The sequence below is a fragment of the Streptomyces sp. NPDC088252 genome, assembly GCF_044740965.1.
GTDB lineage: Bacteria > Actinomycetota > Actinomycetes > Streptomycetales > Streptomycetaceae > Streptomyces.
Genome location: NZ_JBIURS010000002.1, coordinates 169,977 through 181,784, shown reverse-complemented (window position 1 = coordinate 181,784; position 11,808 = coordinate 169,977). Strand labels below are relative to the sequence as shown.

At 69.4% G+C, this 11,808-nt stretch carries 12 protein-coding genes; 8 read left to right on the top strand and 4 right to left on the bottom strand.

All coding sequences use genetic code 11. The annotated features are described in order from the left end of the window. Positions 1-44 precede the first annotated feature (44 nt). Positions 45-704, top strand: coding sequence for an HAD family hydrolase (locus ACIOHC_RS04580; RefSeq protein ID WP_401841392.1), 660 nt, complete (start codon positions 45-47; stop codon positions 702-704). On the opposite strand, the gene ACIOHC_RS04575 is transcribed toward ACIOHC_RS04580, so the two are convergent. Further along, complete coding sequence (locus tag ACIOHC_RS04575; RefSeq protein WP_401841389.1) at positions 685-1,959, bottom strand: transcriptional regulator; 1,275 nt, start codon at positions 1,957-1,959, stop codon at positions 685-687. The two genes, ACIOHC_RS04580 and ACIOHC_RS04575, sit on opposite strands and share 20 nt — an antisense overlap. Before the next feature lie 216 nt (positions 1,960-2,175). Between ACIOHC_RS04575 and ACIOHC_RS04570 the strand changes: the two genes are divergently transcribed. Genes ACIOHC_RS04570 through ACIOHC_RS04540 form a run of 7 tightly spaced genes read left to right on the top strand, consistent with a single transcriptional unit; the run spans position 2,176 to position 8,779 of the window. After that, a complete protein-coding gene (locus ACIOHC_RS04570) occupies positions 2,176-3,426 on the top strand; it encodes a methionine adenosyltransferase (protein WP_401841386.1) in 1,251 nt (416 codons plus the stop codon). Continuing rightward, positions 3,426-4,364, top strand: a complete 939-nt coding sequence (locus tag ACIOHC_RS04565) for a phosphotransferase (RefSeq protein ID WP_401841383.1) — start codon at positions 3,426-3,428, stop codon at positions 4,362-4,364. The genes ACIOHC_RS04570 and ACIOHC_RS04565 overlap by 1 nt, the downstream gene beginning before the upstream one ends. Continuing rightward, positions 4,361-5,077 carry a histidine phosphatase family protein gene (locus ACIOHC_RS04560; protein WP_401841381.1) on the top strand — a complete coding sequence of 239 codons (717 nt, stop codon included), beginning with the start codon at positions 4,361-4,363 and terminating at the stop codon, positions 5,075-5,077. The genes ACIOHC_RS04565 and ACIOHC_RS04560 overlap by 4 nt, the downstream gene beginning before the upstream one ends. Further along, positions 5,070-6,362 carry a serine--tRNA ligase gene (serS, locus tag ACIOHC_RS04555; protein ID WP_401841379.1) on the top strand — a complete coding sequence of 431 codons (1,293 nt, stop codon included), beginning with the start codon at positions 5,070-5,072 and terminating at the stop codon, positions 6,360-6,362. Before ACIOHC_RS04560 ends, serS begins: the two co-directional genes overlap by 8 nt. A 1-nt stretch (position 6,363) precedes the next feature. Further along, positions 6,364-7,386 (top strand): glycosyltransferase, encoded by a 1,023-nt coding sequence (locus ACIOHC_RS04550; RefSeq protein ID WP_401841378.1) that lies wholly within the window; start codon positions 6,364-6,366, stop codon positions 7,384-7,386. Then, positions 7,380-8,378, top strand: a complete 999-nt coding sequence (locus tag ACIOHC_RS04545) for a hypothetical protein (protein ID WP_401841376.1) — start codon at positions 7,380-7,382, stop codon at positions 8,376-8,378. Before ACIOHC_RS04550 ends, ACIOHC_RS04545 begins: the two co-directional genes overlap by 7 nt. Then, complete coding sequence (locus ACIOHC_RS04540) at positions 8,375-8,779, top strand: NUDIX hydrolase (RefSeq protein WP_401841373.1); 405 nt, start codon at positions 8,375-8,377, stop codon at positions 8,777-8,779. Before ACIOHC_RS04545 ends, ACIOHC_RS04540 begins: the two co-directional genes overlap by 4 nt. A 198-nt stretch (positions 8,780-8,977) precedes the next feature. Here the strand turns inward: ACIOHC_RS04540 and ACIOHC_RS04535 are convergent, their stop codons facing one another. The 3 genes from ACIOHC_RS04535 to ACIOHC_RS04525 all read right to left on the bottom strand — a co-directional run bounded on the left by ACIOHC_RS04535 (position 8,978) and on the right by ACIOHC_RS04525 (position 11,655). Then, positions 8,978-9,313 carry a hypothetical protein gene (locus ACIOHC_RS04535; protein WP_401841370.1) on the bottom strand — a complete coding sequence of 112 codons (336 nt, stop codon included), beginning with the start codon at positions 9,311-9,313 and terminating at the stop codon, positions 8,978-8,980. Between the two features lie 141 nt (positions 9,314-9,454). After that, positions 9,455-11,170 carry a relaxase/mobilization nuclease domain-containing protein gene (locus ACIOHC_RS04530; RefSeq protein WP_401841367.1) on the bottom strand — a complete coding sequence of 572 codons (1,716 nt, stop codon included), beginning with the start codon at positions 11,168-11,170 and terminating at the stop codon, positions 9,455-9,457. Next, the gene (locus tag ACIOHC_RS04525; RefSeq protein WP_401841366.1) at positions 11,167-11,655 is read right to left on the bottom strand and encodes a plasmid mobilization protein; all 489 of its coding nucleotides are present in this window, start codon (positions 11,653-11,655) and stop codon (positions 11,167-11,169) included. The genes ACIOHC_RS04530 and ACIOHC_RS04525 overlap by 4 nt, the downstream gene beginning before the upstream one ends. Positions 11,656-11,808 lie beyond the last annotated feature (153 nt).

Here is an 11,808-nt window from a genome sequence, read left to right as displayed (position 1 = left end):
AGGGCCGCTTCGCCCGTCGTGCCGGACCGTCTAACCTGCGGAGCATGATTCGTGCGGTGGTATTCGACGTGGGTGAGTGCCTTGTTGACGAGACCCGGGAGTACGGGACGTGGGCTGACTGGCTGGGGGTGCCACGGCACACCTTCGCGGCCATGTTCGGGGCGGTCATCGCGCAGGGACGTGACTATCGCGAGACGTTTCAGGAGTTCCGGCCCGGGTTCGATCTGACCGAGGAGCGAGAGAAGCGCGCGGCTGCCGGACAACCGGAGTGGTTCGGCGAGGATGACCTGTACCCGGACGTGCGGCCCACGCTGGCTGCTCTGCGTGCGGCGGGGCTGTGGGTGGGCATCGCTGGGAACCAGACCGTGCGGGCCGGCGGCTTGCTACGGGGGTTGGATCTCCCTTCCGACCTGATCGCCACCAGCGATGACTGGGGGGCGTCGAAGCCGGACGTGAAGTTCTTCGGCCACGTCATCGAGGCGACGCCTGCCGAGCCGGGTGAGATCCTGTACGTCGGCGACCGGCTCGACAACGACATTCGCCCGGCCGTGCAGGCGGGGCTTCTGGCAGCTCTGATTCGGCGTGGGCCGTGGGGCACGATTCAGCAGCGTGACCCGGATGCGGACTCGATCACTACGATGCGCATCGACTCGCTCGCGGAGCTGCCTGAGAAGATCGACAAGTTCAACGCTGGAGAGCGCTGACCGTCGTGCCCCAGTCGTAGAGACGATCGTCGAGGTCTCGGACGCACTGCTCGTTCTGCCATGGGGCGAGCGTGCGTCGGACTTCGCGGATGCGCTCCATGCCCGTCGCGTACCAGGTGATGGCGAGCTGGTCGAGGGCTTGTACGGCGTACTGGCATGCCGCCTCCGGATGGCTGTCCGCGGCTTCGACCGCGGCGAGATCGCCGAGGACGACCGTGCGCTGCTTGTCCGACTCGGGTGGCAGGTCGTCGAGAACCTCCTGAAGGGTCTGGCGGGCTTGCGGCAGGTGGCCGGCCTTCAGCTGCGTGTTCCCCTTGAATGCGGACAGGCGCACTCGGCTGAACCAGTCCAGCCAGTCAGGAGTGGGGTGCTCTGAGCCCGAAGAAAGGGCGTCCTCGGCGTGACTGATCAGGCGGAGCGCCGCCCGGGGATCGCCGCATCGTGTCTCGCATTCCGCCTCGACTGCGTCCAGCCATGCCCAGAGCTCCGCGGAGGCGTCTCCGCGTCGAGCGTAGGTGCGGGCGGCCATCATGCGCTCGATCGCCGCGTCACGGTCATCGGCCCAGCCAGGGACGAAGGCCATGTGCGCGAGGATGGCCGATCCGAGAAGCGGATCGTCCGCCTCCCCCGCCGCCTGCAGGGCACGCAAGAGGGTCTCTGAGGATTGCTCGGGCTGGCGTAGGTCGAAGAACTCGATGCGGCCAGCCAGGAGATAGGACTCGGCGAGTGCGCCAGCGAGGGTCTGGCGAGCAGGGTTCGCGGTCTCAGACAGGAGAGCGCATCCCAGACGGGCGTGTTCCAGGACTGCGGGGTGAAGTACGGCCGGGGCCACGGACCAGTAGAGGTGCCGATGGGAACGGGTGACGGCCTCGAAGTCCTTGCCCACCGTGACCGGCTGCCTTGTGATGCCCGCCTGCGCAGGGACGCTGGCTAGCCGCGCACCCGTCAGGGGGGTACGAGGGGTGCTGCGGACCGCCGAGCCCGCAGGGCGGCTCTCGGTTCCCCAGGGCGGGGTGAATCCCAAGTCCTCCATGCTCTGGCCCAGGAGGTGGGTCAGGACTCGGTGGACGTCAGGCTGTGGCCAGGGCGGTGTGGCGGACTCCCAGCGCCGGATCTGACGGACGCCGACAGCGAGCCCCCTGATGCCCAGCTTGGGTGCTGTCTTGGTGATGGCGTCGGCCAGGGCCTGTTGCGAGTTGTATCCGGCAGCCAGGCGAGCGGACTTGAGTCGGGTGTTGCCTGCGGGACGGGACATGAATCTCCTCCGGGACGAACTCTCGTCAGAGAGTGACATGCGGTGTCCCCGTCGCGGCGCGAAATCATCCACGAGAAGCCAATAAAGCCCTGTGGAAGTCCTCTTGATGACCTGTCAGAGCCCTCGAACAGGACCTGCAGGGCCCGGATAGTTGCCATCTCCGCAAGTCCCAGTAGCGCTCGTCTCTGCCCTGTCCCCCGTGAACGGGAGTTCGTGATGCCTCGTACGAGCACGACCATCAATCACAGCCACCTCGTCATCGACACCGGCATGACCAAACCGGACGCGACGACCATCGTGGAACGGAAGGGCCTCGGCCATCCGGACACCCTGGCCGACCACCTCGCCGAGCGGCTGTCCCGCGCCTACAGCCACTACACCGTCCAGCGCTTCGGCGCCGTGCTGCACCACAACTTCGACAAGCTAGCCCTCCTCGGCGGGGCCAGCGAGGTCCGGTACGGCGCCGGCCGGATCACGGCCCCGGTGCGCGTCCTGGTCAACGGGCGGGCCGCGCCAATGTGCGGGGGCGAGAGGATCCCCGTCGAGGAGATCGTCGAGGCCGAGGTACGCGCGTTCTTCGCCGAGAGGCTTCGCGAGGTCTCGGACCACCTCGACATCAAGTTCAACATCACCAGCAATTCCAGCCCCGGTGCCGTCCTCACCGGCGACGAGGTCCCGGACCGCACCCGCTGGTTCAACCCCCGCTCCATCGACGACCTGCGCGAGCGGCGGGTCCGGCTGTCGAACGACACCTCGCTCGGGACCGGATGGGCGCCGGAGAGCGCCTTCGAGTCGTTCATCCGCGAGCTGGTGAACCACTTCTCCGGCGAGAACGAGTTCACGCTCTCCCACGCCTGGTGCGGCTCCGACGTCAAGCTCATGGGCTACTGGGATGGCGACCAGGCCGACGTCGTCCTGTGCGTGCCGCAGAAATCGCGCCACGTCGTCAGCCGCGCCGAGTACGTCCGGAACACCGAGAGCGTTCTCGCCGAGTGCTACCGGCTCGCCGGCCTCAGGCTTCCTGGCGCCGAGGCCCGCTTCCGACTCAACGCCCGCGACGTACCGGAGAAGGACGAGCTGTACCTCACGTACACCGGCAGCTCGATCGAGTCCGGAGACGAGGGCGTCGTCGGTCGCGGTAACCGCGTCAACGGGCTCATCACGCCCCTGCGGCCGATGAACCTGGAGGGCGCCAACGGCAAGAACCCCGTCTACCACGTCGGCAAGCTCTACAACATCGCCGCTCAGCGCCTGGCTCAGCGGCTGCACGAGGCCACCGACGGCCACGCCGAGGTCCACCTGGTCAGCACCACCGGCCAGCGTCTCGACCAGCCGTGGCGCATCCTGATCCGGCTGTCCTCCCCGGACGTCGAGGCCGACAAGGTCCAGGCCCTCGTCGCCGAGACCTTGGAGGGCTTCCCCGCCCTCACGGACGAGCTGGTCTCCGACGGGATCGTGCTGAGCTGATGGCTAGACGCACGCTCGGAGATGTGCCTTCGGGATGCCGGGAGCGGTTGCTCGCGCACTACGGACCATCGGTTGAGGAGTGGCTGGACGCCGCCCCGGGCCTCCTGGCCGAGGCGGCCAGGCGATGGAACCTCTCGCTGAGGAGTTACCACGACGCGGGACACGCCTCGGCGGTCGCGCTCGCCGTTGCGCCTGACCGGAGCCGCTTGGTGCTGAAGGCGTGGGTGGAGCCCATCCGATACCGCCACGAGACGGCCGCCTTGCGGGTATGGGCCGGCGGCCCGACCGCGAACGTGGTCCACACCGCGGATGACCTGTCGGTGGCTGCCCTGGAGCTTGTCGGTGGGCAGCCCGGGGGTGACGTCCGTCCTGTACGCGAGACGCAGGCGGTGGCTGCTGCGATCCACCGGCTCCACACGCTCGGTCGGCGGTCGCTCGGACCGGGCGTGCCCAGCCTGGCCGGCTTCCTCCAGGAGGTCGTCCTACCGCGCGTCCACCGAAGGATGCGGGTCCTCGACCTCGGCTCCCACGGACGGCTCGCGAGGGAGGTATGCCACGAGCTCGCGGGCCTGCGCGAAGTCCCCGCCCGGACGACGGTCCTGCATGCCGACCTGTACGCGGAGAACGTGATCTTCGACGTGGAGCAGCGTCCTCGTCTGATCGATCCCCATCCTGTGGAGGGTGACGCGGTCTTCGACTGGGCCTTCTGGAGCGTCTACTACGACCTCGAACGAGGGATGGCCGATCGGCTCGCCACGACCGCCCGGATCTCCCGTATCCCCGTACCGGAGATCACGCCCTGGTGCAGGGCGCTCGCGCTCGATGGGCTTCTCTACTACACAGAGATCGGAGACCCCGCGAGGCCGAAGATCGCGGCGGTGCTGTCCTCTCTGATGGCTTTCGGAACGGGGACGTTCGGAATGGGGCGGGACCGATGACGACGTACATCCTTCGCCACGGCCAGACGAACTACAGCAAGCGTTACCTCGTCAACGGCGATCCGGGTAAGCGCATCCACCTCAACGAGGAAGGCCGGCAGTCCCTGAGTCACGCCTGGACCACACTCCCCCTGCACTCCGTGGCCACATGGCTGACCAGCGAATTCCCCCGGGCTCTCCAGACCACCTCGCTGCTGATGGGCGTTCCGTCCGCCGGGCTCGTCGTCGACGCGCGGCTCAACGAACTCGACCACGGGCAATTCGAGGGCGGCCCTTTCCTTGACTACGCCGTCTGGCTCGACGCCCATGGAGCCGATGAGCGCCCGCCCGGCGCGTCCGAGTCCCAGCGTGAGGGCATCCGGCGGATGTTCACCGGGGTGCTCTCCGCCGGCGAGCACCCCGGTCCCAGGGTGCTCGTCGGCCACGGCCTGATGGTCTCCGTCCTCCTCTGGTACCGCGAGCGCACCGAGGGGGAGCCCATGCCGCTGTTCTTCCCCGAGGCCCCGTACGTCGAACCGATCGCCATTTCCGACGACGAGCTGCCCGTTCTGATCACCGCCCTCCTGGACGATCTTGATTCGGGCATGTTCGAGAAGATCACCGGCGCCGGTGGCACGGCCATATTCCGGATCAGCGAGGGGCCGGCGGTTGCTACCGTCGATTCGGTATCCCCATCCCATTCGCTGGATAAAAAGGATCTTCCTCATGCATGACGCCCGCGCCCTGATCGAAATGGGTGCCGAAGCTGTTCGTCGGCTCGCTCGTCGCGGCTACTCCCTGGACCTGTCCCAGCTGGAAAACCTCCAGTCCCGGCGCAACCAGAACATCCGCTCTGCCGACGAGCTGCGGGCGGAATCCAAGCGGGTGGCGAGCGAGGTCCAGCAGACCGCGAAGCAGGGTGGGGACATCAGCAAGCTGAAGGAGCGCGCCCGCGAGCTGAAGGACCAGATCCGCGAGATCGAAGCCGGACAGGAGGGGATCGAGGCCCAGCTCCGTGACCTGCTCCTGAGCATCCCGAACTTGCCGGACGACTCGGCCCCGGACGGCGACTCCGAGGAGTTCGCCATCGAGGTACGGCGCGTCGGCACGCCCCCCGCGTTCACCTTCGAGCCGAAGGACCACGTCGACCTCGGCGAGGCCACCCGCATCCTCGACTTCGCCCGGGCGACGAAGCTGTCCGGCCCCCGCTTCGCGGTGTCGCGCGGGGCCGGCGCGGCCCTGGAGCGCGCCCTGGCCACGCTCTTCCTTGACATCCACACCCGTCGGCACGGGTACGTCGAGCACTCCGTGCCCTTCCTCGTCACGCGCAAGACGATGACCGGCACCGGGCAGCTGCCGAAGTTCGAGGAAGACCTGTTCAAGACGGGCGTGGCAGACCGCGATCTGTTCCTGATCCCGACGGCCGAGGTCCCGCTGACCAACCTCTATGCCGACGAGATCATCCCGCCGGCCGAGCTACCGCTGGCCATGACCGCCCACACACCGTGCTTCCGCTCCGAGGCTGGCTCGTACGGCCGGGACACCCGCGGTCTGATCCGCCAGCACCAGTTCGCCAAGGTTGAGATGGTCAAGATCGTCGACCCGGAGACGGCGGACGCCGAGCTGGAGACGATGGTCGGCCACGCCGAGGCGTGCCTGAAGGAGCTCGGCCTCGCCTACCGGGTCATCAAGCTGCCTGCCGGCGACACCGGCTTCTCTGCCCAGCTCACCTACGACATCGAGGTCTGGATCCCGAGCCAGAACACGTACCGCGAGATCTCGTCGGTCTCCAACTTCGGCACCTTCCAGGCCCGCCGCGCCAACATCCGGACCCGCGGCGAGGACGGCAAGCCCAAGCTCGTCGCCACCCTCAACGGCTCCGGCCTGCCCGTCGGCCGCACGCTGGCCGCGCTCCTCGAACAGTGTCAGCAGGAGGACGGCTCGCTCGTCCTTCCCGAATCCCTCTTCCCGTACCTCGGCTTCCGCCGGATCAAGGCGGACGGAACACCGGAGGCATAACGTGCTCGTCGGCGTCTGCGATTTCCCTGGTAGCTACGCCTTTCCGCCCGCCGGCTACGGCGGGATCGAACGATGGCTGTGGGCGGTCGCCGTAGGCGCCCGGGCCGCAGGCGCCGACGTACACCTCCTCGGGCCGGGCTGGCTCGCGGACCTGGAGAGCGACTGGGTCCGCAAGCCGGTCCGCCTGGAGGACATCACCCCCGGATCGCTCGCCGAGCGCGACGTCCGCGACACCAAGTACGACCTCCTGGTCGTCGGGCACGAGTACCCCTCGCTGCCCGCCTGGACCCGCACCTGGAACTCGCTGGACTGCGACGTCGCCACCTTCCAGCACTCCCCGGTCTTCCAGCACACCACCACCGCCTTCGACGGCAGGCGCTCCCGGCTGTACTGCTACTCGCCCGAGATGATCGAGCGGTACGCGGACCACCGGCCGATCCCCGAGCTGGCCGTACACCTCGGCCTCGACGAGGAGGAACCGTCGGCGATCGTCGGACGCGACCTCGTCTGGCTCGGCCGCGTCGACGCTGAGAAGGCCCCCCACCTGGCGGTCCGCGCCGCCCAGATACTCGGCCGCCGCATCCGCGTCGTCGGCCCGGTCTTCGACCACGACTATGTCCAGAGCCACGCTCGCCTCTTCGACGCGGACCACGTCGAGTGGATCGGCGAACTCGGGGGGTCGGCCAAGACGGTCGCCATCCGAGACGCCTCCGTATTCGTCTACACCTACGCCCGCACGTACGTGGAAGCCGGCGCCGCCGTCTTCGGCGAGTCCCTCCGCGCCGGCACCCCCATGGCCGCGCTCACCTGGCGCACAGGCACCTGCGCCGAAGCGGCCCTCTGCGACCAGACGGGCGCCATCACTGTGGCCGACCCGGACGAGGACGACGAGACCGCGGCCCAGCGACTCGCGCGCGCCACCGAGCAGGCGGAAACCCTCGACCACCGGCAGGTTCAAGAGATCGGCCAGCACCGCTTCGACCCCGCCCGGCACTTCCTGGCGATGGCATCACGGTCGTGCTGACCGGCACAGCTCATACGACCGGAGACGCGCTGGCCTCGCGGATACCCTCCGTACTCCGTGGCGCGTTAGCCCACCCGCAGTGGGAGTTCACCATCGACGGCCCCCACGTCGACATCCTGCATCAGCGGCGAGGCACCCCGTACCGCCCGCCGCGCCGGCCGCCCTCGTGGAGGGAACTTCTCCGCAGCCTGGAGACTGCCTTCGCCTACGTCGGCGCTCCACGCGACGACTGCCTCCCGCTCCGCTGGGGGCGCGACACAGAACTGACCATCTCGGCGATCCAGGCCCTCGACCCGCTCCTCAAGGACGGAAGACCCCAGACGTACCGACGGGGCTTCCTCCCCCAGCCGGTCGTCCGCTTCACCGGTGAACGCGACCCCTCCGGCGACCTCCGCGACGGCTTCCTGACCTCCTTCGTCAACATCTCCCGCGTCCAACCTGTAGGACGGCTCGACGAGTACGGCGCGATTCTCGATGGCTGGTTCTCCGTCCTCTCCCAACTCGGTTTCCACGCCCGCCATCTGAGCGTCCACGGGACCCTCACCCCCTGGCGACGACGCGAGGTCGCGGGTATCACGCTGCACTTCCGCCACCTCGGGCTCGACCTCGGCGACATCGTCCTGCTGTGGAACACCGATGACCCGACCCGCATGGCCGTAGACCTGGGAACCGGCCTGGAACGCCTCGCCTGGGCACGCACCCAGCAGCACTGGCACGAGCTGGTCTACGGAGGCTTCGCAGGCGCGGCACCACCCACCACGCTGGACGCCATCCGCACTGCCACGCTCCTCCTGGGCAGCGGGATCACCTCCGCGCCCCGAGGGGCCGGGGGTGTCACCCGGCGGGTCATAGGCACGATCGACCCCGAAGCGGTACGCCTCGGTGTCAGCGCCGTAGTTCGCGAGGCACACGGCTACTGGTCACTCTTCGGTGCCCTACGTGCTCCGTGGCCGCAGATCGCTTGTGCCATCGAGGAAGAGGTACGCAGATGAGGGAAGGGCACCAGCGGCCCATCGCCGCAGCCATCGTGGTGCACAAGGGACGCGTGCTCATGGTGCGGCGACGGGTCAGCGAGGGCCGGCTCTCCTGGCAGTTCCCGGCCGGGGAGGTAGAGCCAGGGGAGTCTCGCGAGGACGCCGCCGTGCGGGAGACCCAGGAGGAGACCGGCCTGGACGTGATGGCGGGGAAGACACTCGGTGAACGGGTGCACCCGGCCACCGGCCGGCTGATGTCCTACACGGCCTGCGGGGTGGCCGGCGGGAGCGCGTACGTCGCGGACACCGACGAGCTGGCCGAGCTCGCGTGGGTTACCCACGCAGAGATTCCGCAGTACGTCCCGTACGGGTTGTTCGAGTCGGTGCAGGAGCACCTCGACGCGGTCCTGAACCGCTGACGAAGGTCGCTGAGGGCGCCGGAGGAACCTGCGAGGCGATGTGGCGCCCGGTGTCTCCTCCAAGCTGGCGGCCGGACAGGTGTTCTCGTGGTCTGGCTTGAGCGGGGCCGGCCGACTGGATGACGGCGTGCGGCCGGTGGCGGGGAGGTCTCCTGGCCACCGGCCGCCGGTTCCTGCATGGGCGCCTTGCCCATGTGCTCAAGCCTCGTGCGGGAGGAAGCCGTCGGCGTCCGCAGCGATGATGGTGGCCAACCGGTCGTACTCGATGAGGTCCTCGTCGGTCATGAAGGGGACGAGTGCTTCATGGTGCTGTACGACGTACTTGAACAGGAGCTCGGCCAGTAGGCGCGAGGCTGCCGCTGCCTCGGCTCCGGCCTCGGGGTTGTGGACGTGGGCGCCTGCGGCTTGGAACTCTTCGAGGTTGGCGTCATCGGCGAGGGCCTGTTCCTCCTCGGTGACGGGGCGTCCGTCGAGGTGGCGGAAGGTGCGGGTACCCGAGGGACGATTGAAACCCGTGTCGAACAGCAGAGCCATGACATGGGGCGAGGGGTGGAGGCGGGCATAGGGATTCTCCTCAAAGGCGCGGGGTGGATGCCGATGCGCCCATGGTCCGGAGAATCCCCGGTTAGCCTAACCGGGGATTCTCGGCTACTTTTGGCCGCTCAATTTCACGGTTCATCGTCGCCGCGGGGGACTATTCGCGGGCCTGGTCCCGGTTTGCGCGGCCCGTTCCGGCGAGGAGACGCCGTGGTTTTCTCGGGCGCGCTGGCCCTGGGAGTCCTGAGAGTCTGCTGGGAGGTCGGCCATCCGCCGCAGCCGCCACACGAGCGCGTCGCTGATCCGCGCCGCCGTGTCCAGTTCCCGTCGTGACGCTGCCTGAGTGAGCAGGGCGTCGGGACTGCGGCCGGCGGTCTGGGCCCCGGCGAGGGTGGCCGCGAGGGCGGGCCAGCCGGGTTCGGCAAGGATTCGGTCGGCCAGATCAGGCAGCGCGTTGCGCAGTGCGGCGGAGTGGCGCCGTTGCCGGGACGGGGCCAGGCGGCGGCCACGCTGGTGGAGCACGCCTATGGGCTGCTCGGCGGCGGCCTGGTAGGCCACACGCAGATGCTCAGCAGCCTGGTTGGCAGCCTCGGCTTGCTGGGCGTGCTGCCTCTTGGCGTGCCAGTGCGCGGTTGCGGTGATCAGGAAGAACAGCATGTCGATGGTCATCGCCGTGGTGGCGCCGTCCTCGCCCCAGCCAAGGGCCGGGCCGCTGTGGACAAGGTCGCGGGCGGCTTGACGCAGGGCGCGGTCGTGGCCGCGTGCGGCGCGGATGTGGGAGCGGGTAGCTCGTTCGAACGCGGTGGCGGCTGCCTGTAGTTCGTGGCGGGTGTGGGCGGCGGAGGTCTTGGCGAGGGCGTCAAGGACTTCCCCGGTGGCGGCGATCTGTGCGGCGATGACGCCGTCGTCGCCGTGGTCGATGACGAGCAATGCTTGCCAGGCGGCGGTGGTGGCGCGGCGCCGGGCGGACGCGGGCCCGGTCACCGGCGGCAGGGCCGGCTGCTGGGTGGCGTCGTCCGAGGGCTGGGTCCAGCGTTCGCGGATGCGGGGCAGGGAGAGGTCCGGGGCGAGCTTGGAGCCGGAGTAGAAGACGGGCTCGCCCTTGCCATTGCGGTCGTCGGGCAGGGCGACGGTGTAGCCGAGGGTGTCGCCCGACGGTGCGATGCGGCGCCGGATGAGCAGACCGGCCGCAGCGAGGCGGCCGAAGAACTCCTCCCCGCTCGCCGCGCCGGCCACCGACCGGCGGACGGTCTCGCGGAGTTCTTCGCGCGGGGTGCGTTGCCGGTTGTGGCGGTGGGCTTTGTGGCGTTCGGCGCTGGTGGGGCGCTTGGCGGCGGTGCCGTCGCCGGCCGCCACGCGCTGCAGGTTGTAGTCGGTTTCGATGTGGCGGCATTCGGCCTGGGCGCGCTTGGCGGAGCGGTGGTGGTCGGGGCGGCGGCCGTCCTCGCGGACGAGTGTGGCGATGAGGTGGATGTGGTCGTCGGCGTGACGGACGGCTGCCCAGCGACACCCTGCGCCGTCGCCGGGGTCGACGCCGGTGGCGGCGATGACCCGGCGGGCGATGTCGGCCCACTCGGTGTCGGTCAGGGTGCGGTCACCGGGGGCGGCGCGGACCGAGGCGTGCCACACGTGCGTGGCGGGACGCGTGTCGTCGGTGAGCAGGTGCAGAGGCTCGTCCAGAAGGCGGGCGAGGTCGTCGAGGCAGGCGTTCGGATCGCGGCTGGGGTCGGGGGCGAGGCCGTCGAAGGAGGCGACCAGGTGAGGGTCGGTGTGTTCCTCGCGGCGGCCGGGGCCGTAGAGGTAGGCGAGCAGGCGGGCGGTGTTGCCGCCCTGATTGTGGATGGAGGGGATCAAGCGGCGGTGCCCTCGGCGTTCGGATCGGTCATGCGGGTGGTGATGTGGCGGATGCCTTCGACGGCACGGTGGACAGCGGCGATGGTGCCCTCCAGGCCGTCGGGGTAGGCGCCGCTGTTGAGGGCGCGGGCGGCCTGGTTGAGGTTGTTGTTGGCGTGGCCGAGCTGGCGCCGGAGCGCGAACAGGGTGGTCAGGGTGTCCTGACGGCTGGCAATGGCGGCGGCGGTGCGGTCGAGATCGCGGGCGGCGGCGAGCCCGCTGTGGGCGAGGAAGCCGGCGATGCTCATGCCGACGGTTTCGGCGCCGGCGGCGACGAGCTCGAACTCGGGTTCGCTGAGGCGGACGCTGTGCGCGCGGCGCTGCTTGGGGGCGCGGATACGGGCTTTGCCCCGGCGCCTGCCAGGCTGCGGTCCGCCCTCGGTCGCATCCCCTCCCTCCCGTGCCCCCTGGCGCGGGAGGCTGCCCGCCACCCCCGGGGCGCGCACGGGTTCGGACGCACCCCCTGCGGGGGAGTGTCCGAACCTCCAACTTGCTTCGCCTGGGGCTGGGATGGCTTGTGTCTCGTTCTGGTGGTGGTCCGGGCTGCTGGTGCACGAATCGTGCATGGAGAGAAGCTCCTGGTGGGAAAGGGGGGATTG

Coding starts and splice junctions, on each gene's coding strand:
- ACIOHC_RS04570 (WP_401841386.1), top strand. CDS start 2,176: ATGCCTCGTACGAGCACGACCATCAATCACAGCCACCTCGTCATCGAC.
- ACIOHC_RS04565 (WP_401841383.1), top strand. CDS start 3,426: ATGGCTAGACGCACGCTCGGAGATGTGCCTTCGGGATGCCGGGAGCGG.
- ACIOHC_RS04580 (WP_401841392.1), top strand. CDS start 45: ATGATTCGTGCGGTGGTATTCGACGTGGGTGAGTGCCTTGTTGACGAG.
- ACIOHC_RS04540 (WP_401841373.1), top strand. CDS start 8,375: ATGAGGGAAGGGCACCAGCGGCCCATCGCCGCAGCCATCGTGGTGCAC.
- ACIOHC_RS04575 (WP_401841389.1), bottom strand. CDS start 1,959: ATGTCCCGTCCCGCAGGCAACACCCGACTCAAGTCCGCTCGCCTGGCT.
- serS (WP_401841379.1), top strand. CDS start 5,070: ATGCATGACGCCCGCGCCCTGATCGAAATGGGTGCCGAAGCTGTTCGT.
- ACIOHC_RS04535 (WP_401841370.1), bottom strand. CDS start 9,313: ATGGCTCTGCTGTTCGACACGGGTTTCAATCGTCCCTCGGGTACCCGC.
- ACIOHC_RS04560 (WP_401841381.1), top strand. CDS start 4,361: ATGACGACGTACATCCTTCGCCACGGCCAGACGAACTACAGCAAGCGT.